This window comes from Nonomuraea sp. ATR24 (assembly GCF_041950485.1).
Classification (GTDB): Bacteria; Actinomycetota; Actinomycetes; order Streptosporangiales; family Streptosporangiaceae; genus Nonomuraea; species Nonomuraea ceibae.
The window spans coordinates 21649-41857 of record NZ_JBGNUU010000025.1; the positions used below are offsets into that span (position 1 = coordinate 21649).

The 20209-nt window shown below is 71.7% G+C and carries 20 protein-coding genes; 8 read left to right on the forward strand and 12 right to left on the reverse strand.

What is annotated here, in order from left to right:
* Window positions 1–58 precede the first annotated feature (58 nt).
* Window positions 59–3028, forward strand: coding sequence for a BTAD domain-containing putative transcriptional regulator (locus tag ACBI99_RS39030; protein ID WP_375074773.1), 2970 nt, complete (start codon window positions 59–61; stop codon window positions 3026–3028).
* A 305-nt stretch (window positions 3029–3333) separates the two neighbouring features.
* Here the strand turns inward: ACBI99_RS39030 and ACBI99_RS39035 are convergent, their stop codons facing one another.
* On the reverse strand, window positions 3334–4731 hold the full coding sequence (locus ACBI99_RS39035) for a class I SAM-dependent methyltransferase (protein WP_219508205.1): 1398 nt from the start codon (window positions 4729–4731) through the stop codon (window positions 3334–3336).
* A 152-nt stretch (window positions 4732–4883) separates the two neighbouring features.
* Here ACBI99_RS39035 and ACBI99_RS39040 point away from each other — a divergent pair, with 152 nt between their 5' ends.
* Complete coding sequence (locus ACBI99_RS39040) at window positions 4884–5228, forward strand: hypothetical protein (protein ID WP_308125894.1); 345 nt, start codon at window positions 4884–4886, stop codon at window positions 5226–5228.
* Here the strand turns inward: ACBI99_RS39040 and ACBI99_RS39045 are convergent.
* Window positions 5182–5772: a TetR/AcrR family transcriptional regulator gene (locus ACBI99_RS39045; RefSeq protein WP_219508204.1), complete on the reverse strand. Its 591-nt coding sequence runs from the start codon at window positions 5770–5772 to the stop codon at window positions 5182–5184. The genes ACBI99_RS39040 and ACBI99_RS39045 overlap by 47 nt on opposite strands.
* Window positions 5769–6290 (reverse strand): GNAT family N-acetyltransferase, encoded by a 522-nt coding sequence (locus ACBI99_RS39050; protein WP_375074774.1) that lies wholly within the window; start codon window positions 6288–6290, stop codon window positions 5769–5771. The genes ACBI99_RS39045 and ACBI99_RS39050 overlap by 4 nt, the downstream gene beginning before the upstream one ends.
* Before the next feature lie 60 nt (window positions 6291–6350).
* On the opposite strand from ACBI99_RS39050, the gene ACBI99_RS39055 reads away from it, so the two are divergent.
* From ACBI99_RS39055 to ACBI99_RS39070, 4 genes are all read left to right on the forward strand, one after another.
* On the forward strand, window positions 6351–6797 hold the full coding sequence (locus ACBI99_RS39055; protein WP_375074775.1) for a winged helix-turn-helix transcriptional regulator: 447 nt from the start codon (window positions 6351–6353) through the stop codon (window positions 6795–6797).
* Window positions 6798–6826: 29 nt separating this feature from the next.
* Window positions 6827–7624 carry an SURF1 family protein gene (locus tag ACBI99_RS39060; protein ID WP_219508201.1) on the forward strand — a complete coding sequence of 266 codons (798 nt, stop codon included), beginning with the start codon at window positions 6827–6829 and terminating at the stop codon, window positions 7622–7624.
* Between the two features lie 10 nt (window positions 7625–7634).
* Window positions 7635–8378: a tyrosine-protein phosphatase gene (locus ACBI99_RS39065; RefSeq protein WP_219508200.1), complete on the forward strand. Its 744-nt coding sequence runs from the start codon at window positions 7635–7637 to the stop codon at window positions 8376–8378.
* A 134-nt stretch (window positions 8379–8512) separates the two neighbouring features.
* Window positions 8513–9709: an amidohydrolase family protein gene (locus tag ACBI99_RS39070; protein ID WP_219508199.1), complete on the forward strand. Its 1197-nt coding sequence runs from the start codon at window positions 8513–8515 to the stop codon at window positions 9707–9709.
* On the opposite strand, the gene ACBI99_RS39075 is transcribed toward ACBI99_RS39070, so the two are convergent.
* From ACBI99_RS39075 to ACBI99_RS39090, 4 genes are read right to left on the reverse strand one after another with little or no spacing between them, the layout of a single operon-like run.
* Window positions 9706–10065 carry a YkvA family protein gene (locus tag ACBI99_RS39075; RefSeq protein ID WP_246645511.1) on the reverse strand — a complete coding sequence of 120 codons (360 nt, stop codon included), beginning with the start codon at window positions 10063–10065 and terminating at the stop codon, window positions 9706–9708. The two genes, ACBI99_RS39070 and ACBI99_RS39075, sit on opposite strands and share 4 nt — an antisense overlap.
* A gap of 58 nt (window positions 10066–10123) precedes the next feature.
* Window positions 10124–11539, reverse strand: coding sequence for an amidase (locus ACBI99_RS39080; protein WP_375074776.1), 1416 nt, complete (start codon window positions 11537–11539; stop codon window positions 10124–10126).
* A gap of 5 nt (window positions 11540–11544) precedes the next feature.
* Window positions 11545–12504 carry an LLM class F420-dependent oxidoreductase gene (locus ACBI99_RS39085; RefSeq protein WP_219508197.1) on the reverse strand — a complete coding sequence of 320 codons (960 nt, stop codon included), beginning with the start codon at window positions 12502–12504 and terminating at the stop codon, window positions 11545–11547.
* A 57-nt stretch (window positions 12505–12561) separates the two neighbouring features.
* Window positions 12562–13230 carry a TetR family transcriptional regulator gene (locus tag ACBI99_RS39090; RefSeq protein ID WP_308125893.1) on the reverse strand — a complete coding sequence of 223 codons (669 nt, stop codon included), beginning with the start codon at window positions 13228–13230 and terminating at the stop codon, window positions 12562–12564.
* Window positions 13231–13454: 224 nt separating this feature from the next.
* Between ACBI99_RS39090 and ACBI99_RS39095 the strand changes: the two genes are divergently transcribed.
* Window positions 13455–14471 (forward strand): hypothetical protein, encoded by a 1017-nt coding sequence (locus ACBI99_RS39095; protein ID WP_375074777.1) that lies wholly within the window; start codon window positions 13455–13457, stop codon window positions 14469–14471.
* A 54-nt stretch (window positions 14472–14525) separates the two neighbouring features.
* Here the strand turns inward: ACBI99_RS39095 and ACBI99_RS39100 are convergent, their stop codons facing one another.
* The 5 genes from ACBI99_RS39100 to ACBI99_RS39120 all read right to left on the reverse strand — a co-directional run bounded on the left by ACBI99_RS39100 (window position 14526) and on the right by ACBI99_RS39120 (window position 18418).
* Window positions 14526–15584 carry an aspartate-semialdehyde dehydrogenase gene (locus ACBI99_RS39100; RefSeq protein WP_219508195.1) on the reverse strand — a complete coding sequence of 353 codons (1059 nt, stop codon included), beginning with the start codon at window positions 15582–15584 and terminating at the stop codon, window positions 14526–14528.
* Window positions 15581–16855, reverse strand: coding sequence for an aspartate kinase (locus ACBI99_RS39105; protein WP_219508194.1), 1275 nt, complete (start codon window positions 16853–16855; stop codon window positions 15581–15583). The genes ACBI99_RS39100 and ACBI99_RS39105 overlap by 4 nt, the downstream gene beginning before the upstream one ends.
* 86 nt (window positions 16856–16941) lie before the next feature.
* Entirely contained in the window at window positions 16942–17472 is a 531-nt protein-coding gene (locus ACBI99_RS39110; RefSeq protein WP_219508193.1) for a DUF5063 domain-containing protein, read from the reverse strand.
* On the reverse strand, window positions 17465–18064 hold the full coding sequence (recR, locus tag ACBI99_RS39115; protein ID WP_219508192.1) for a recombination mediator RecR: 600 nt from the start codon (window positions 18062–18064) through the stop codon (window positions 17465–17467). The genes ACBI99_RS39110 and recR overlap by 8 nt, the downstream gene beginning before the upstream one ends.
* Before the next feature lie 3 nt (window positions 18065–18067).
* Complete coding sequence (locus ACBI99_RS39120; protein ID WP_219508191.1) at window positions 18068–18418, reverse strand: YbaB/EbfC family nucleoid-associated protein; 351 nt, start codon at window positions 18416–18418, stop codon at window positions 18068–18070.
* A gap of 326 nt (window positions 18419–18744) precedes the next feature.
* Between ACBI99_RS39120 and ACBI99_RS39125 the strand changes: the two genes are divergently transcribed.
* Window positions 18745–20175, forward strand: a complete 1431-nt coding sequence (locus tag ACBI99_RS39125) for a GAF domain-containing protein (protein ID WP_219508190.1) — start codon at window positions 18745–18747, stop codon at window positions 20173–20175.
* Window positions 20176–20209 lie beyond the last annotated feature (34 nt).

The following is a 20209-nucleotide window of genomic DNA, read 5'->3' on the forward strand; positions in this document are numbered from 1 at the left end:
GCGTCATTGGATCTATCATTTGGTAACAAATCGTTCCATTGATGTGGGGACAGGCGGCATGGCTGGTCAGGACATCGAAGGCGGGCTGCGGTTCGCCGTACTGGGTCCCGTCCGCGCGTGGCGCGATGGTCAGGAGCTCGACCTCGGCACGCCGCTGCAGCGCTCCATTCTCGGCATGCTGCTCCTGCGGGAAGGCCGCGCGGTCACCCCGGCCGAGATGATCGACGCCGTGTGGGGCGAGGAAGCGCCGCCCAGGGCCCTCGGCGCGCTGCGCACGTACGTGTCCCGGCTGCGCACGGTGCTGGAGCCCGACAGGCCCGCCCGCTCACGTCCCGAGCTGCTCACCTCCGTCGGCAGGGGCTACGCGCTGCGACTGCCCGGCGACGCGCTGGACCTGACCCGGTTCGAGCGCGGCATGGCCGAGGCCGAGAGCGCGCGCAGGTCAGGCCGGCTGTCCGCCGCCGCCACCGGCCTGCGGGCCGCGCTCGCCCTGTTCGAGGGCGAACCGCTCGCCGGGGCCGTCGGCCCGTACGCCGAGCACCAGCGCGACCGGCTGATCGAGCGCCGCATCAGCGCCATCGAGACGCTCATGGACATGGACCTGGAGCTGGGCAACCACGCCGCGGTCGTGTCGGAGCTGATCGCGCTGACCGCCGACCACCCGCTGCGCGAGCGCCTGCGCGCCCAGCTCATGCTGGCCTACTACCGGTGCGGGCGGCAGGGTGACGCGCTGGCCGTGTTCACCGAGACGCGCGACGCGCTGGTCGAGGAGCTCGGCATCGAGCCCGGCCACGAGCTGACCTCGCTGCACCAGCGCATCCTGGCCGCCGACCCCACGCTCGCTGCCGCCGAGGTGGCCCCCGACGAGCCGCCCGCCGAGGAGGAGCACGCGCCCGAGCTGCCCCGCCCGGCGCAGCTCCCGGCCGCCGTGAACGACTTCACCGGCCGCAAGGAGATCGCCCGGCGGCTGCGTACGCTGCTGTCGGCCCAGTCGCCCGCCGAGGGCGTGCCCGTCGCCGCGATCTGCGGCATCGGCGGCGTCGGCAAGACCGCGCTGGCGGTGCACGTGGCGCACGCGACCGGCGACCTGTTCCCCGACGGCCAGCTCTACGCCGACCTGCGCGGCTACACCGACGAGGCGACCGCGCCCGAATCGGCGCTCGGCGCGTTCCTGCGCGCGCTCGGCATCCCGACCGACGTCATCCCCGAAGGACTGGCCGAACGCTCGGCGCTGTACCGGTCCATCCTCGCCGACCGGCGCATCCTCGTCCTGCTCGACAACGCCCGCGACGCCCGGCAGGTCAGCCCGCTGCTGCCCGGCTCGCCCGGCTGCGCGGCCATCGTCACCAGCCGGGTCAAGCTGGCCGACCTGCCGTCGGCCAAGCTCATCGACCTCGACGTGATGGAGCCGGACGAGGCGCTGTCGCTGTTCGCCTCGGTCGCCGGGCCGGAACGGGTCGCCGCCGAGCACGCCACCGCCATGGACGTGGTCGCCGCCTGCGGCTTCCTGCCGCTCGCCGTGCGCATCGTGGCCGCCAGGCTCGCCGCCCGGCCCTCGTGGACCGTCGCCTCCCTGGTGCCCAGGCTGGCCGACGAGCAGCGCAGGCTCGACGAGCTGCGCGTCGGCGACCTGGCGGTCGAGGCCACCTTCGCGCTCGGCTACGGCCAGCTCGAAGCCGCCCAGGCCCGCGCCTTCCGGCTGCTGTCGCTGCCCAACGGGCCCGACATCTCGGCGGGCGCCGCAGCCGCCGTGCTCTCGACGACGGTGATCGAGGCCGAGGACGTGCTGGAGTCGCTGGTCGACGCCAGCCTGCTGGAGGCCCCGGCGCCCGGCCGCTACCGCTTCCACGACCTGCTCAAGCTGTTCGCCAGGCGGGCGCTGGAGAAGAGCGAACGCCCCCAAGCCCGCACGATGGCGCTGCGGCGGCTGCTCGGCTTCTACCTGGCCTCCGCCCAGTCGGCCCACCGGCTGGCCTACGAGGGCAGCATGATCTCCGACAACCTGGTGGTGGTCGGCAGCGGGCGCACGTTCGGCACCGCCGACGAGGCCGTCGCCTGGCTGATCGCCGAGGGCGACTCGCTGTTCGCCGCGATCAACCAGGCCGCCGCGTCCTCGCGCACCGGCGAGCAGCTCCTGCCCGCCGGCGACCTGCTCGTGGCCATGGAGCCGCTGCTGGAGTCGGGCACCCACACCCGCGAGTTCGACCTCGGCACCCGCGCCGTGCTCGCCACCGCGCTGCGGCTCGGCGACCAGGCCGGCGAGCTGCGCGCCCGCTACGTGCTCGGCCGCGTGCTGTTCGCCGGCAACCGGCTGCCGGAGGCCGAGGAGCAGTTCGAGATCGTCCACACGCTGTCGGTCGAGCGCAAGGAGAAGGTCGTCACCGGCGAGGTGCTGAACGCGCTCGCCGTCGTCGTCGGCCGGCAGCGCCGCCACACCGAGGCGCTCGCCTGGTTCGACGCCGCCATGCGCTTCTACCGGGAGAACGGCGTGCCCGCCGGCGAGGGGCTGGTGCTCAGCTACTCCGCCCGCGACCACCTGGGCCTGGGCCGCCCCGACGACGCGATCGCCGCGGCCGAGAAGGGCCTGGCCATCTTCACCGAGATCGGCAGCGGCGCCGGCACCGCCAGAGCCCGCTACCACCTCGGCATCGTGCTGTCGCGCGTCGGCAGGCTCACCGAGGCCGTGCACCACCACGCCGAGTGCCTGGCCTTCTTCCGCGCCAGCAAGCAGCGGGTGTGGGAGCAGCGGGTCTGCTCCCGGCTGGCCGAGACGTTCATCGCCGCCGAGCGCTACCCCGACGCCGTACGCCACGCCGAGCAGGCGCTGGTCGTGTCACGCGAGATCGGCCATCCGTTCGGGGAGGCGCTGTCGCTGGCGGTGCTGGGCAAGGCGCTGCGCGGGCTCGGCAGCGTCTCCAGGAGCGTCGACTGCCTACGCCAGGCCTTCGCCATCTTCACCAGGCTGGGCGCGCCCGAGGCCGGGGACATCAAGGTCCTCCTCGACAGCGCTCAGGTCGTCGAGTCCTGAGTACAGCTCGTCGTCCAGACGTGTCATCCACACATGGTTAAACAAGGCTGTCCCTTTGGAGTCACGACCCCCGTGGCCGATGAGATACGCGGCCCGGCCGGCCATCTGACCGCCACGCGTCGCTAGGGGGCCCGGTTATCCGGATGCTCCGCGTAGCGGCTAGCCGCCTCACATCGACGACCGGCCGGACCCGACACGGTCCTCGAACCCCCCAGGTCCGTGTCGTAGTCAGAAGCTTCCACCGGCGGCGTCAACAACCGATCAACGGCGAATCAAAGGCGCTGAGCCTGGGCAACCGAAAAGGCCTAGAGCAGGAAGTAGCCCTCCGCGATGAGGGGGCGGATGGCGTCGGCGTCCGGGATCTCGCCGTCGCCGACCAGCTCGGCGATGACGTTGAGCAGCGGCCCCAGCGCCAGCTCCCCGTCGCAGACCCCGGCGAGCGCCGCCTCGACGGTGCCGACCTCCCTGCTGCGGCGCAGCCCGGTCGTCTGGCGGAGCACGATGCGCATCGGGTCCTCGGCCCCCGGCAGCCCCACCCGCTCGTCGAGCAGCCCGTCGGCGGTGCGCAGCAGCGCGGACCCGAGGTCGCGGACCCGGTGGGCGGCGCCGATCGCGTCGAGCACGTCGTCGACGTAGCCGCCGACGGGCAGCGTGACCTGGTGGGTGAGCTCCTCCAGGCGTACGACCGGGTCCAGGGTGCCGGAGCTGCGCATGCTGATCCAGCCGAACCCGATCCCCTCGACCTTGTGCTCCTCGAACCAGGCGAGCCACCGGTCGTAGTGCTCGGTGTAGCCGGGGGTGCCCTGCTCGGCGGCGTCCTTGAGCCACAGCTCCACGTATTCGGCGGGGTCCTGCGCGTCGCGCTGCACCACCCAGGCGTCGCACCCGGTCTCGCCGAGCCAGCCGCCGACGCGGTCGCGCCAGTCCTCGCCTTCGACGTGCAGCCAGCTGGCCAGGTAGTGGGCCTGGCCGCCGGGGTTGAGGTGCCGGGGCGTGTCCCGTACGAGATCGCGGCAGAAGCCGTCGCCGTCGCCGCCGGTCTCGCGGTAGGTCAGCCGGCCGCCGGGCGAGATGACGAACGGCGGGTTGGAGACGATCAGGTCGAACCGCTCGCCCGCCACGGGCTCGTACAGGGAGCCGGTGCGGGCCTCGACGCCGGTCAGGCCGGAGAGCTGCCAGCTCAGCCGGGCGAGCTCGACGGCGCGCGGGTTGACGTCGGTGGCGGTGACGTGGCCGGCCCGCCCGGCCAGCGAGAGCACCTGGACGCCGCAGCCGGTGCCGAGGTCGAGAGCGCGGCCGACGGGGCGGCGGGTGACGAGCTGGGCGAGGTTGGCGGAGGCGCCGCCCGCGCCGACCACGTGGTCGGGGCGCAGCGCCGGGTCGCCGGGCCGCACCTTGCGGTCGGAGACGACGTAGCCGCCGGTCTCCCAGGGCTGGAGGTGGACGGTCGCGCGGGCCTGCGAGCCGGAGACGGCGATCAGGCCGGACTCCAGCACGGACGGGTGCAGCGCGCTCGTCTCCACGGGGGCACCCAGCCACCACAGGCGGATCAGCGTGCCCAGCGGGTCGCCGGCGGCGGTGGCGCGCAGGGCCGGCACGAGCTCCTCGCGGGCCAGCGCCGTGGCCGCCATGTCGCCCAGCCGGTCGCGGACGCCGTCGATCGTGTAGCCGGTCTCCAGGAGGTGCTCACGCAGTCGTTCCACGAGACCATCCTTTCACCGCAGATCACAACGGAACCTCCGATACCGTCAGTGATCATACTGTTACCGAGACATCCAAGTTTTCCGCAAGCTGGGAACAAGTGGGGCGCGATACTTCTGGGGAGCCGCTGTGCCGTTCGACGAGGAGCGGATTCGTGCTGATCCCCTGCCTGACCTGCCAGTCCCGTTTCGCGCCGGACGAATACTTCGCGGCCTGCTCGGGCTACAACCGGTGGCTGGACCTGGTCTCGTGGACGTGCCCGCGCTGCGGCAACCACGACGACATGCGGGTGCTTCCCGGCGAGCTCGGCTTCGGCTACCGGCACCGGGGCCGGTTCGCGGTGCACGATCGCGTACGGGTGCCCGGCCTGCGCAGGCAGCGCGGTGAGCTGCGGCTGGACATCTCGCTCGACCGGTCGAGCTGGCGGGTGCCCGCCCGGCTGGGGCCGCCGGTCAGGGCTGGCGCAGGCTCTGCCAGGCGGCCTCGCCGAGCCCCCTGATCTCCTCGTCGGTGGGGGTGTGGGCGCCCGCGAACCACAGCCGGCACATCTCCTGCGCGGGCCCGAGCCACAGCACGTAGCACATGGTCGGGTGGACGGGCTGGAGCAGGCCGTTCTTCATGTGCGGCCGCCACCAGTCGGAGACCTGGCGGAAGAAGCCGCGCCTGGCCTCGGCGACCTCGGCGCCGCCCGGCTCGTGCTTGCGCGGCGGGCGCTCGCTGACCAGGATGCGGGCCCGTTCGGGGTGCTCTCCGGCCCAGCGCATGTGGAACGCGACGATCGCCTCGATCCCGGCACGGGCGTCGTCGTGCCCGACCAGCTCGGCGAGGAACTCGCTCTGGTAGGAGGCCAGGATCTCGCCGTAGAGCACGCCGAAGACGTGCTCTTTGCTGGCGAAGTGGTGGTAGAAGCTTCCGACGCTCACGCCGCTCTCCTCGCGGAGGCTGGCCAGGGTCGTGGCGGAGACGCCGTCCTGGCTGAAACGGCGGAGCGCGCCCTCGATGATCCGGGTCCGTCCGTCGCGTCCGTTCTTGACACTCTTCACGCTGTCAATGGTGAGCCACCAGAACGTTGTTCCGCAAATACTCCCGCCTGTTGGATCATAGCGGTCACTTCGACCGCGCCGGACGCGACCTTCATGCCGGCCTCCGGCCAGATCCTGCGGATCATCCGCAGCGCCCGCCTGTTCTCCCCCAGCACGTCCATGCCCACGGTGGTGGCGCCCCGCACGGCGGCTCTGATCAGGAGCGTGCCGAGGAGCCTGGGGCCGAGCCCGAAGCCCTGCCACTGGTCGGTGACGACCACGGCGATCTCCACGTCGGCGGTGCCTCCCCGGTAGCTCATGGCGTGGCCGACGATCTCGTCGCCGTGCAGCGCGACCAGGGCGTCACGGCGCTCGTCCACCTCGACCATCGTGCGCACGAGGCTCGCGGAGGGCCGGGTGACGCCGGTGAAGAAGCGCAGCGCCTGCGTCTGCGGCGACAGCCCGGCCAGGAAGCGCCGGACGCGCTCGTCGTCGTCGGCCCGCGCCGGGCGGATCAGCGGCTCCTGAGTTCGGATCACAGACCCAGCCTGCCCTCAACGATCTGAGTCTGTCAACTGAACTCAGGTATGATGTGCACCATGAACGTGCCTTTCCGGGTGGCCAACTGCTCCATCGAGCGGACCCTGGACATCGTCGGGGAGAAGTGGACCTTCCTGGTGCTGCGTGAGGCGTTCCGGGGCGTACGCCGCTTCGCCGACATGCAGGCGTTCACCGGCGCCCCCCGCCAGGTGCTCAGCGCCCGGCTGACCCGGCTGGTGGACGAGGGCCTGCTGCGCAAGGAGCCCTACCGCGAGCCCGGCCAGCGCCAGCGCGACGAGTACCGGCTCACCGACAAGGGGCGCGACCTCTATCCGCTGCTGGTCGCGCTCATGCACTGGGGCGACAAGTATCTGGCGGGCGAGGAGGGCCCGCCCGTCCTGCTGACCCACCGCGACTGCGGCGCCCCCGTCGAGCAACACCTGCGCTGCGCCGACGGCCACGACGTGGGCGGCCCGCGCGAGGTCACAGCGGTGCCGGGCGCCTGACCACCGGCATCGGTGCCTACCCTTGTAGCGTGTACCGGTTCCTGCTCACGCCCCGTTGGATCGCGCTCCACGTCGTCGTGCTGCTCGTGATCCCCGCCTTCGTGTTCCTGGGCCGGTGGCAGTTCGGGCGCTTCGAGGAGCGCTCGGCCAACAGCGACCTGGTCACCGCCAACATCGAGGCAGCCCCGGTGCCGCTCGGCACCCTGGCCCGGCCGGGCGAGCCGGTCAAGGAGTCCGACCGGTTCAGGAAGGTCGTGGTCAGCGGCACGTACGACGCCGGGCACGGCCTGGTCGTGCGCCGCAGGCCGCAGGACGGGCGCAACGGCTACTACGTCCTGACCCCGCTGGTGATCGGCCAGGGCCAGGCGGTGCTCGTCAACCGGGGCTGGGTGAAGGCCGGGGCGACCGCCGACACCCCGCCGGACGTGCCCCCGCCGCCGCCGGGTGAGGTAAGTGTCACCGGGCGGCTACGTACCGGCGAGACCGAGGCCAACAGCGGGATCCGCGAGCGCTCCGGGCTGCCGCCCGGCCAGGTCCTGCTCATCGACCCGGCCAAGATCGGCAAGGCGCTGCCGTACCGGCTCGTGGGCGGTTTCGTGGAGCTGGTCGAGCAGAAGCCCGCGCCCGCGGCGGCGCCCGAGCCGGTGCCGGCCCCCGACGTGGGCGCCGGAGGCGGCCTCAACCTGGCCTACGGCGTGCAGTGGTGGCTGTTCATCGGCATCGCGATCGGCGGCTGGGTGCTGCTGATCCGCCGCGAGCTGGCCGACCGCAAGGCGCAGGAGGCCCGCGCCGCCGATGACCAGCAGGCGGAAATGTCCGCGAACTAAGGTGGTGAGCGTGAGCCGCCACATCAAGTTCGCAAATATCCACAACTTCCGCGACATAGGTGGATATGCCACCAAGGACGGCCGGACCGTCCGCTGGCAGCGGCTCTACCGGGCCGACTCCCTCGGCTGGCTGGCCGGACCCGACCTGGAGACGTTCCGCGCGCTGGGCGTGCGCACCGTCATCGACCTGCGCCACCCCTTCGAGGTCGACAGGCACGGGCGCGTCCCCGACGAGCACGGCCTGGCCTACCACAACCTGCCGATCGAGGGCCGGCGCTGGCAGTTCGCCACCTTCGACGAGGCGGAGGGCGTCCCCCGCTTCCTGGCCGACCGCTACCTGGAGGTCACCGAGGACGGCGTGGACAACCTGCGCACCGCCCTGGAGACGGTCTGCCGCGCCGACAGCGCCCCCGCCGTGATCCACTGCGCCGCCGGCAAGGACCGCACCGGCCTGCTCACGGCGATGATCCTGGCCGTGGCGGGCGTGGCCGACGACGACATCGTGGCCGACTACGAGCTGACCGGCCTGGCCACCGAGCGGTTCATCGCCGACTGGCGGGCCCGCCACCCGGACGAGGAGCTGTGGCCCGGCTTCGGCCTGGCCCCCGCCGAGGCCATGCGGCTGTTCCTCGCCGACCTGGCGGACAGGCACGGCTCGGTGGAGTCGTACGTGACCGGCGTGGTCGGCCTCTCCCCCGACGCCGTCGGCGAACTGCGCGCCCATCTCCTGACTGAACCCGGCCCGCGCGGGTAGCGGCGGGGCCCCGGGATCGCCAGCCGTCCCCCTCCCGGCGATCCCGGGTCCGAACGGCCCTCGGATATGCCCGGATACCCAACGGATACGTCGCAGCTTGTTCGACGTTATCCCGCCGTCGTACGGTTACCTGCGTGACTACGCCGCTGCTTCCCGATCCAGAGCCGAGGCGGCGCGACTACGTGATCATCTCCGCCGACGATCATCTGATCGAGCCCCCTGACCTTTTCGAGGACAGGCTGCCGGAGAAATACGCCGACGTCGCGCCCAAGGTCGTGGAGACCGAGGCCGGTCACCAGGTCTGGCGCTACGGCGGCGCCACCTACCCGTGCGCCGGCCTCGACGTGGGCGCCGGGCTGCCCCGCGAGCAGTGGACCCTGGACCCGGTCAGGTTCGAGACCATGCGCCCCGGCTGCCACGACATCGAGGCCCGCGTCCAGGACATGGACGTGGCCGGCGTCTGGGCCGCGCTGTGCTTCCCCGGCATGCTGGCCGGCCAGTCGGGCATGCCGTTCGCCAGGACGCGCGACCAGGAGCTCGGCCTCGCGCTGGTCAAGGCCTACAACGACTGGCACATCGACGTCTGGGCGGGCACCTACCCGGAGCGGATCATCGGCCTGCAGCTCCCCTGGCTGCCCGACCCCGACGTGGCCGCCAAGGAGATCCGCGCCAACGCCGCCCGGGGCTTCAAGGCGGTGGTGTTCCCCGAGTTCCCGACCCGGCTGCGGCTGCCGTCGATCCACACCGGCCACTGGGACCCGTTCTTCGCCGCCTGCGAGGAGACCGGCACGGTCGTCTGCCTCCACATAGGCGAGTCGAGCTGGTCGCCGGTGCCGTCGCCCGACACCCCCATCGAGGCGATCACCACGCTGCTGCCGACCAGCGCCATGTTCGCCTGCGCCGACTGGCTGTGGTCCGGGCTGCCGCTGCGCTTCCCCAACCTGCGCATCCTCATCGCCGAGGGCGGGGTGGGCTGGCTGCCGGTGCTCGCCGAGCGGGCCGACTACGCCCTCGACCACCCGGTGGCCGGCGAGGCGCAGTGGGACGGCGGGCTCAAGCCCAGCGAGGTGCTGCGCCGCAACTTCTTCTTCGGCACACTCGACGACCACGCGCTGTCGGGGGTGCGCCTCGCGGTCGGCCTCGACCACGTGCTGCAGGAGAGCGGCTATCCGCACTCCGACTCCACCTGGCCCGACACGCAGAAGTCGGTCGCGCGCAACCTCGGCGCGCTGCCGCCCGCCGACATCGCCAGGGTCGCCTACGGCAACGCGGCCCGGCTGTTCGGGCACCCGCTGCCGTCACGCGCGTGGCTGAGGATGGAGGAGATCTAGCCTTCCTGCGGGGCCGGCTCCACCCGGCCGGTGATGATCCGGCGCTCCCAGTCGACGTAGCGTCCGCTCTCGCCGAGCAGTGACGCCATCAGCCACAGGAACACGCCGAAGTCGTCGGCCACGCCGATCAGCATGAGGAAGTCGGGCACGACGTCGATCGGCGAGACCAGGTAGACGACGCCGAGCGCCATCATGGTGAGCCTGCCCTTGCCCAGCCCGTCGTACCGGCCCCGGAGCGCGGCGCCGAGCATGCGGGGGATCGCCCGCAGCCGCGGCATGAGGCCGGGCGTGCCGGGCTTGGTGACGTCCCGGTACGCCCGATAGGCCGCCGCGGCCTTCGCTGCTTTCGCCATCATGTGTTTCCCCTTACCCCGTCTCTCACGACATAACGTGTTACCGGGGGCAAGGAGTTCCTCACAGCGCGGGATGCTCGAACGGCCTGGCGGCCTCGATCTGCGCCGCGACCCTGATGAGCAGGTCCTCCCGCCCGGCCGCGGCCACGAGCTGGACGCCCACGGGCAGCCCGTCGCGGGTGCGGTGCAGCGGCAGCGAGACGGCCGGCTGGCCGGTGGCGTTGACGGGCGAGGTGAAGGCCACGACGTGCGCAGTCCTGCCGAACGCGGTGCTCAGGTCCTCCGGCGGGATCCAGCCGAGCGGGAACGGCGCCACGCCAACCGACGGCATGAGCAGCAAATCGTGCCCGGCGGCCCACCAGGCGGCCATCCGCCTGCGGAAGCCGTCGATCCACTGCGCGGCCAGCAGGTGGGCCGCCGCGCTGCGTCCCCGGGCCGTGGCCACCATGGCGGCGTTGCGCGGCTCCAGCTCGTCCAGCTCGACGGCCCTGCCCCTGGCCGGGCCCAGGCTCTCGACGAGCGCGGCCAGGTTGTCGGCCACGATGGCGCCGAAGTGCAGGGGGAAGTCCGGCTCGCCCAGCGCCTCGGGGCAGCCGGGCGCCACGTCGTGCCCGAGCGCCGACAGCAGCGCCGCCGCCCCCGTCACGGCCTCGACCAGCTCGGGGACCTCCGGCACGTCGCCTCTCGGGTGCGCGGTGACGTACCCGATCCGCAGCCGTCCCGGGTCGGCTCCGGCCTCCTCGGCGAGCGGGCGCGGCAGCGGCGGGGCGGCGTACGGGTCGCCGGGCACGTACCCGGAGACCAGGTCGAGCGCGGCGGCGGTGTCCCGCACGGTCCTGGTCACGAACCCCGGGCAGGAGAAGCCGTTCCAGCCCTCACCCTGCGCGGGCCCGAGGCTGACGCGCCCGCGCGTGGGCTTGAGACCCACCAGGCTGCAGAACGAGGCGGGGATGCGGATCGACCCGCCGCCGTCGCTGGCCGTCGCGAGCGCGACCATCCCGGCCGCCACGGCCGCCGCCGAGCCGCCGCTCGACCCGCCCGCCGAGTACGCGGGGTCGTGCGGGTTGCGGGTGGGGCCGAACGCGACGGGCTCGGTGCTGATCGTGCTGCCGAACTCGGGCGTGTTCGTCCGACCCAGGATCAGGAAGCCGGCCTCGCGTAACCGGGTCACGCCGTGCCCGTCCCGGTCGATCCGCAGGCCGTCGCAGACCCGCGAGCCCGCGCTGTACGGCTCGCCGGCCTGCTGCCAGCCCAGGTCCTTGAGCAGGATGGGGACGCCGCGGAAGGGCGCGTGCTCCGGCAGGTCGTCGGCCTCGGCGAGGGCCCGCTCGAAGCGCGGGTGCACGACCGCGTTCAGCTCGCCGTCGCGGGCCTCGATGCGGGCGATGGCGGCCTCGGCGAGCTCGCGCGGCGACACCAGCCGCTCGCGCACCGCCCGGGCCTGGCCGACCGCGTCCAGCCGCAGGATGTCGTCCATGCGCCTCAGCCCTTCGGAGCCAGGTCGCGGACGGCCTGGGTGATGGAGACCTCGCCGCCCGGGATCGGGGCGAGCACGGGTGTGTTGAGGCCGTTCGCGACGTACTCCTCGATCCGCGCCCGGCAGGTCGCCGCGTCGCCGTGCACGATCAGCGCGTCGACGACCTCGTCGGGGATGGCCTGGAGCGCGGACTTGCGGTCGCCCGCCGCCCACGCCTCGTGCAGCGGCCGCAGCACCTCGCCGCGTCCCAGCCAGTCGTGGAAGGCCGCGTACGCGGGCACCGTGAGGTAGGAGGCCAGCATCCACCGGGCCTGCTCGCGTACGCGGTCGGTGTCCTCGCTCACGCAGACGAACAGCCGGGCGATCAGCTCGGTCTCGGGCCCGATCTCGGCGCGCACCTTGCGCACGTCGTCGGGCGAGAGCCAGTTGGTGATCGCGCCGTCGGCCTCCTCGGCCGCCAGCTTCAGCATCCGCGGCCGCAGCGCGGCCAGCACGATCTTCGGCGGCGTCTTCGGCGCCCGCTCCAGCTTGAACCCCTTGACCTGGAACGTCTCGTACGTCTCCGACACCTTCTCGCCGGTCAGCGCCTGCTTCAGGAAGCGCAGCGTGTCGCGGGTGCGCGCGTAGGGCTTGGCGAACTCGACGGCGTTCCAGCGCTCCACGATCGCCGGGGACGACGAGCCGATGCCGAGCACGAACCGCTCCGGCGCCAGGTCCGCCAGCGTGGCCGCCGACATGGCCAGCAGCGCCGGGCCGCGGGTGGAGACGGGCACGATGGCGCTGCCCAGCCGCACCCCGGGCGCCCACTGCGAGGCCAGGGCCAGCGGCGTGAACCCGTCCGTGCCGTTGACCTCGGCCGACCACAGGTCGGTGTAGCCGAGCGCGGGCAGCTCCTCGATCAGCTCCCGCGAACGGGCCAGCGAACGGTCGTAGAAGGGGATGGTCATGCCCCAGTTCTGGGTCATCGCGCGCCTCCGGGATCCGGGTGTGCCCTGACCATACCAACCGGTCTGTAGCCTCGACTACGCCCGGAGCTCGTGCACCGCGGCGATGAAGTCCTTGGTGATCCCGCGCAGCCCCGGCAGGTGCGACAGCCCGACCAGCCGGTCCACCAGCGGCACCGTCACCTCGATCAGCCGATACGTGCGCGCGCACCCCGGCGAGGTGTCGTGCACCCAGAACAGCACCATGCCCATCGACAGCAGCCACAGCAGCTCGGGCAGCTCCTCGCGCAGCTCGGCGTTCATCCGGTCCCGCGCCCCCTCGACCACCTGCCGGTAGATCCCGATGGACGCCTCCCTGGCCGGCGAGGACTGCTCGCTGAACGGGCTCAGCGGGTTCGTCGGCTCGGCCGCGTGCTTGTAGAACTTCACCGCGAACTCGTGGTACGGCTCCGAGACGCGCACCCACTCGCGCAGCACCCCGCTCAGCCGCCCGGCCAGCGTGAACTCGGTGGCCAGCAGCTCACGGCAGGCCTGCTCGTGCTCGGCCTGGGCGCGGTCGTAGTACGCCTGGATCAACGCCTCCTTGCTGGCGAAGTAGTAGTAGGCGTTGCCCACGGACACCCCGGCCTCGGCGGCGATGGCGCGCATCGTCGTCGCTTCGAAGCCGCGCTCCCGGAACAGTCGCAAGGCCGTCTCGACGATGACCTCTCGAGTGCTCTCCGATCCTCGGTTTCGGGCTTCGGACACGTTCGTCACTTTACGGCTTATTTCCGGGTTAGGTCATGAAGCCGCACGGTGATCGCCGCCACAAGGCAAAGATCCCGGTGGGACAGGGGTTATCCGGTGTGAAGGGTGGGATTGATGATTCCAGCGGAAGGGCTATTCCGCGAAAAGGCATCGACATGTGGATACGTAGGACAGTGCGGCTCCTCGTGGTCGCGCTCTTTGGTATCGAGATCACCATCATCGCGATGGCGTCTGCGGCCTCGGCCGCCCCCAGGACGCCGGCGGACGAGCCACGCCAGGCTCCGGACCCGGTCATCCGGGTGTACGAAGCCGGTGACATGTACAACGCCCCTCGCTGGTACGCCATGCTCGAGAAGACCGCGACGAGCCTGGAACGGGCTTACCACGCCCAACTCGGCCCCGTCCACGGGCTGGCGGGGCTCCGCGCGCACCACCCGGAGACCCGCGAGCACGCCGATCCGGGCGCGCTCACCCATATGCGCGAACCCACCGACCCGCGCGAGCTCTCCCACCTGCGGGAGCACGAAGAACCGCGGGAGCACGGGGAATCGCGAGAGCTGCGGGACCCCGCAGAGCCGCGAGAGCACGGAGAGCTGCGGGAACCCCGCGAGCTCCGGCGGCCCGGCAGCCGGCCCGGCGACTTCCAGGAGCCCAGCGGCCACCCCGGCGACTTCCGGGAGCCGGGCGACGAGCGCGAGTTCCGCGAGCTCTACCTGAGGCGCTTCGACGCCGGCCAGGCCGAGCGGCCCGAATCACGGGCCCGCGAGAGCAAGGGCGGCAAGGCGGAGGCCAGGCGGCACCGCCGTCCCGCGGTGGACCTGCACCGGGCCCGGCCCAGGCACGCCACCGTGCACCTGTCGCACGCGCACGCCTCGGACTGGCTCAAGGACGCCGGCCTGCGCTGGAAGTCGACGGGCAACTGCACCAGCAAGCACCTGCGCCACTGCACGTCGCTCGACTCGGTGCGCACCCGGACCGTCGCCAAGGCCGTGGAGCTGAAGCGGCGCAGCCGGTGCCCGATCACGGTGACGGGCGGCACCGAGGCGGGCCACGCCTCGGGCCGGTTCAGCCACGGGAACGGCTACAAGCTCGACATCTCACACAACCAGTGCATCGACCGGTACATCACGAAGAATCATCACCGGACCGGTGTGCGGAGTGACGGCGCCACCCTCTACCGCTCCCCGTCGGGCGACATCTTCGCCGACGAAGGCGACCACTGGGACATCCTGTTCCGGTGACAGGGCCGGCTCCGTCCACCACCCGGTGGACGGAGCCCGGACTTCAGAAACCCGTCAGAACTCGGACGCGACCAGCTCGGCGATCTCCGCCGCGTTCAGCGCGGCGCCCTTGCGCAGGTTGTCACCGCACACGAACAGATCCAGCGTGTTGGGGAAGTCGACCGCCTGCCGCACCCGGCCCACATAGGTCGGGTCGGTGCCCACCACGTCGGCGGGGGTCGGGTAGACCCCGTTGGCCGGGTCGTCCATGAGAACCACCGTCGGCGCGGCGCCCAGCACCCGGTGCGCGTCGGCGACCGTGATCTCGCGCGCGAACCGCGCGTGCACGGCCAGCGAGTGCGTGGTGATCACCGGCACCCTGACGCAGGTCGCCGAGACCTTGAGGTCGGGGATGCCGAGGATCTTGCGCGACTCGTTGCGCAGCTTGAGCTCCTCGGAGGCCCACCCGCCGTCCTTGTACGAGCCCGCCCACGGCACCACGTTGAACGCGATCGGCGCCGGGAACGGCGAGTCGTCGGGCAGCTTGTTGGCCAGCGCCTTGCGCACGTCACCGGCCGTCTGGCCGATCGACCGGTCGCCGGCCAGCGCCTCGACCTCGTCGTAGAGCCGGGCCGAGCCTGCCACGCCCGCGCCGGAGACCGCCTGGTAGGAGGCGACGACCAGCTCGGTCAGCGTGTATTCGGCGTGCAGCGCGCCCATGGCCGCCATCATCGACAGCGTCGTGCAGTTGGGCGTCGAGATGATGTTGCGCGGCCGCTCGCGCGCGTCGAGCGGGTTGACCTCGGGCACCACCAGCGGGACGTCCGGCTCCATGCGGAACGTGCCCGACTTGTCGATCGCGATCGCGCCGCGCTCGGCCGCGATCGGCACCCACACGGCCGACACCTCGTCGGGCACGTCGAAGATGGCGATGTCGATGCCGTCGAACACCTCGGGGGCCAGCGCCTGCACAACGACGTCCTCGCCGCGCACCTGGAGCACCTTGCCGGCCGAGCGCGGCGACGCCACCAGGCGCACCTCGCCCCAGATGTCGTCACGCGAGGAGACGATGTCCCGCATGACGGTGCCTACGGCTCCGGTGGCCCCGATCAGGGCGAGATTGGGCCTGCTCATCGTCCTGAACCTCCATACACAACGGCTTCGACCTGGTCGGAGTCGAGATCGAAGGCACGGTGGGCGGCCGCCACGGCCGCGTCGACACCGTCCTGCTCGACGATCACGGAGATGCGGATCTCCGACGTGGAGATCATCTCGATGTTGACCCCCGCGTCGGCGAGAGCCGCGAAGAACGTCGCCGTGACGCCGGGGTGCGAGCGCATGCCCGCGCCGATCAGCGACACCTTCCCGATCTGGTCGTCGAAGAGCAGCGACTCGTAGCCGATCTCACTCTGGATCTTCTTCAGCGCCGTCAGCGCCGTCTGGCTGTCGGCCGTGGGCAGCGTGAAGGAGATGTCGGTGCGACCGGTCGCAGCGGCCGAGACGTTCTGCACGATCATGTCGATGTTGATCTCGGCGTTGGCCAGAGTTTTGAAGATCGTGGCAGCCTCACCGACCTTGTCGGGCACCCCGACAACAGTGATCTTGGCCTCGCTCCGGTCGTGCGCGACGCCGGAGATGATCGGCTGCTCCATCTCGGTTCCTTCGTGGTAAGGGTCGGAGACGACCCACGTGCCTTCCCTGTTACTGAACGAGCTGCGTACGTGAATCGGCAGGTTGAAGCGGCGAGCATACTCGACGCAGCGCAGGTGCAGGATTTTCGCGCCGCAGGCCGCCATCTCCATCATCTCGTCGTAGGAGATCCTGGGGATCTGCCGCGCGGCCGGCACGATCCGCGGGTCGGCGGTGAAGATCCCGTCGACGTCGGTGTAGATCTCGCAGACGTCGGCCTCCAGGGCCGCCGCCAGCGCGACCGCCGTCGTGTCGGAGCCGCCGCGGCCCAGCGTCGTGATGTCCTTCGACTCCTGCGAGACACCCTGGAAACCGGCCACGATCGCGATGTGGCCCTGGTCGAGAGCCTCCTGTATGCGGCTCGGCGTCACGTCTATGATGCGCGCCTTGCCGTGCGTCGAGTCGGTGATCACACCCGCCTGCGAGCCCGTGAACGAACGGGCCTCGTGCCCCAGGTTGGCGATCGCCATCGCCAGCAGCGCCATGGAGATGCGCTCGCCGGAGGTCAGCAGCATGTCGAGCTCGCGGCCCGGAGGCAGCGGCGACACCTGCTGAGCCAGGTCGAGCAGCTCGTCCGTCGTGTCACCCATGGCGGAGACGATGACGACCACGTTGTTGCCGGCTTTTTTCGTCGCGACGATCCGCTGCGCGACCCGCTTGATGCAGGACGCGTCGGCGACGGACGAACCACCGTACTTTTGCACAACGAGCGCCACGAGAGTCTCCCGGTCTGGACTGTGAGGTGCCAGTCTACTTGGGGGCTCTCATGCCACTGATGGCTCAACCACTATGTGGACACCCGTCAGACGGTGGTGGCCTCCTCCGCCACGTCGAGCCGCGAATGCGCGGCCAGAGCCTGCAACGCCCGCATGGCCGCGCCCGCGTGGTTGCCCCAGGTGTTGAAGTAGGAGTACTGCCACCACCACAGCGCCTCGGCCGGCCGCCCGGCCTGATAGTGACGCAGCCCGTGGATGAGGTCGGCCGCCACCGCCGTCAGGTCGTCGGAGAGCCTGTACGGCGTGACCCCCGTGTCCTTGTACGGGTCGAACACCTCGGCGTAGTCGTCGACCGGGCCGAGCCTCTCGGCCAGCGCCGTGCGCACCCCGTCGATGTCGGGGTCCTCGCTCAGCGGCGGCTCGTAGTTGCCCGACAGGATCACGTCGCGGTTCGCGCCGAGCTTGGCCCCGGCCAGGCTCACCTGCGCGACCTCGACCAGCAGCAGCGACCAGATGGCGTCGCCGCCCTCGCCGCCCGCCACTCTCGCCAGGCCGTCCACATAGTTGCTCGCGTGTCCGGCGATCTCCTCCGCCAGGATGCTCCACTCGTCAGACATCCAGCAGCCTCCGTCCTTCGAACGCGCGGCCCAAGGTCACCTCGTCGGCGTACTCGAGGTCACCGCCCACAGGCAGACCGCTGGCCAGTCGTGTCACTTTCACACCCATCGGCTTCACCAGACGGGCGAGATAGGTCGCCGTCGCCTCACCCTCGAGATTGGGATCGGTGGCGAGGATGAGCTCGGTCACCCGGCCGTCGGCCAGCCGGGTCATGAGCTCACGGATGCGCAGGTCGTCGGGGCCGACGCCGTCGATCGGGCTGATCGCGCCGCCGAGCACGTGATAGGTGCCGCGGAACTCGCGCGTCTTCTCGATCGCGACGACGTCCTTCGACTCCTCGACCACGCAGATCACATGCGTGTCGCGGCGCGCGTCACGGCAGATGCGGCACTCCTCCTCGGAGGCCACGTTGCCGCACACCCGGCAGAACCGGACCTTCTCCTTGACCTCCAGGAGCGCGTGCGCCAGCCGCTTGACGTCGGCCGGATCGGCCGCCAGCAGGTGGAAGGCGATCCGCTGCGCGCTCTTGGGACCGACGCCAGGAAGCAGACCCAGCTCGTCGATCAGGTTCTGGACGACCCCTTCGTACATCGTCTAGAACCCCGGCAACTGGCCGAGGCCGCCGCCACCGAGCCCCTGGGCCAGCGGGCCCAGCTTCTCCTGCTGCAGGTCGGAGGCCGCCCTGATGGCGTCGCGCACGGCGGCGATCACCAGGTCGGCGATCGTGTCGGCCGTGTCCTGCGGGTCCGCGGCGTCGATCACGCTCGGATTGATCTTGAGCTCGAGCAGCTCGCCCGAGCCGTTGACGACGGCCGTGACCATCCCGCCACCGGCCGAGCCCTCGATCTGCGCATCGTTGAGCTCCTGCTGGGCGCTCACAAGCTGCTGCTGCATGAGCTGGGCCTGCTCCAGCAGCTGCTGCAGGTTGACATCCCCTGGGTTCACCGTCGTGCGCTCCTCGTGGCTCCGCGTTCTTGACTGCCACGAGCCTACGGTGTTTGGGCGCGGTCATGTACTGGCAGGCATGCAGGTGTTTCGCGCTCCGGCCTCATTCTGGCCGGATCCCGGCCCCCCTCCAGTGTCCGGGACCCGGCCATCACACCGGCCGGAGCGGCCGCACCATGCCGGTGCGTCGAGAGGAACGGTAGACGTCACCACGTTGCACACAGGTTGCGATCGTTCAATCACCCTAAGCAATCCCTCGAACGGGTTGCGCCGGAAGCCCTGTACAACGGATGCTCGCCTTGGGGGCCGATTACATGGAGTGGCCGATGAGTTACGCTCACTTGAACGCATACTCCCGCCGCCTGCGCGCGGCACACGACAGCCTCAGCGCCGACGAGGTGACCCCCGCCGAGCCCCGCGGCATGATCGGCGCCTCCTGGAGGCGCTCCCTCGACGCCGGCATCGACCTCGACGCCACCGCCGCCCCGCTGGCCTTCGACAGCGCCACCATCAAGGACGTGCGCGCCTCGCACCCGCTCCAGCCGCTGCTCTCGCTCCTCGCCCAGACCCTGGGCCGCTCCGCCGACGAGAGCGAGAACATCGTCCTCGTCACCGACTCCGACGGCCGGGTGCTGTGGCGCGAGGGCCACGCCGCCACCCTGCGCCGCGCCGACCAGGTCGGCCTCGCCACCGGCCACCACTGGGGCGAGGGCATCGTCGGCACCAACGGCATCGGCACCGCCCTGGCCCTGCGCCGCCCCGTGCACGTCTACTCCGAGGAACACCTCATGCGCGTGCTGCACGTCTGGTCGTGCAGCGCCGCCCCGATCATCGACCCGGACTCCGGCCAGATCCTCGGCTGCGTCGACGTCAGCGGCACCGCGCCCAGCCTCCACCCCGCCACGGTCGCCCTCGTCGGCGCCGCGGCCAAGCTCGCCGAGACCCAGCTCGCGCTGCGCATGCACGAACGCGACGACGCGCTGCGCCGCCGCTACGAGGGCCTGCGCGCCCGCTCCACCATCCTGCTCTCCCCCACCGGCCGCGTCATCGCCGGCGACCCCTCCGGCCGCCTCGGCTCCCGCGTCCCGCTCCCCACCACCGGAGACCGCATGATCCTGCGCGACGGCCGCGTCGCCGTCCTGGAGCCCTTCTCGGGCGGCTACCTCCTGCGCGCCACCCCGACCGTCACCGCCTCCCCGCTCGGCCTCACCCTGCTCGGCGACGGCCCGCCGACCGCCGTCGTCAACGGCCGCAAGCTGCCGCTGTCCCTGCGGCACGCCGAGATCCTCGCCCTCCTCGCCCTCCACCCGCGCGGCCTCTCGGCCGACCAGCTCTCCTTCCACCTGTACGGGGACGCGGGCAACCCCGTCACCATCAGGGCCGAGGTGCACCGGCTGCGCGCCCAGCTCGGCGCCATCGTCGAGGCGAAGCCGTACCGGCTGACCTCGCCCGTCGACGCCGACTTCCTGGAGCTGCGCCGCCTGCTGTCGGCCGGCGACCCGGCGGCGCTGGCCCGCGCCTACGCCGGGCCGCTGCTGCCGCGCTCGGAGTCACCCGAGATCCGCCGCGCCCGCGACGAGCTGGAGGTCCAGGTCCGCACCACGCTGCTGCGCCACGGCACTCCCCAGGACCTGTGGGCCTACGCCCAGACGGAGAGCGGCCGCGACGACCACCAGGTCCTCGAACGCATCACCCGCGGACTCCCGGCCTGCGACCCCCGCGCCGCCGCAGCCCACGCCCGCCTCCGCGCCCCCTGATCCTTCGCCACCCGCTACTGACAGGTAACCGCGA

Excerpts from the sequence above, each read along its gene's own strand:
- ACBI99_RS39095 (WP_375074777.1), top strand. The coding sequence starts at position 13,455 with ATGGCGTCTGCGGCCTCGGCCGCCCCCAGGACGCCGGCGGACGAGCCA.
- ACBI99_RS39030 (WP_375074773.1), top strand. The coding sequence starts at position 59 with ATGGCTGGTCAGGACATCGAAGGCGGGCTGCGGTTCGCCGTACTGGGT.
- ACBI99_RS39055 (WP_375074775.1), top strand. The coding sequence starts at position 6,351 with ATGAACGTGCCTTTCCGGGTGGCCAACTGCTCCATCGAGCGGACCCTG.
- ACBI99_RS39110 (WP_219508193.1), bottom strand. The coding sequence starts at position 17,472 with ATGTCTGACGAGTGGAGCATCCTGGCGGAGGAGATCGCCGGACACGCG.
- ACBI99_RS39075 (WP_246645511.1), bottom strand. The coding sequence starts at position 10,065 with ATGATGGCGAAAGCAGCGAAGGCCGCGGCGGCCTATCGGGCGTACCGG.
- recR (WP_219508192.1), bottom strand. The coding sequence starts at position 18,064 with ATGTACGAAGGGGTCGTCCAGAACCTGATCGACGAGCTGGGTCTGCTT.
- ACBI99_RS39125 (WP_219508190.1), top strand. The coding sequence starts at position 18,745 with ATGAGTTACGCTCACTTGAACGCATACTCCCGCCGCCTGCGCGCGGCA.
- ACBI99_RS39080 (WP_375074776.1), bottom strand. The coding sequence starts at position 11,539 with ATGGACGACATCCTGCGGCTGGACGCGGTCGGCCAGGCCCGGGCGGTG.
- ACBI99_RS39100 (WP_219508195.1), bottom strand. The coding sequence starts at position 15,584 with ATGAGCAGGCCCAATCTCGCCCTGATCGGGGCCACCGGAGCCGTAGGC.
- ACBI99_RS39085 (WP_219508197.1), bottom strand. The coding sequence starts at position 12,504 with ATGACCCAGAACTGGGGCATGACCATCCCCTTCTACGACCGTTCGCTG.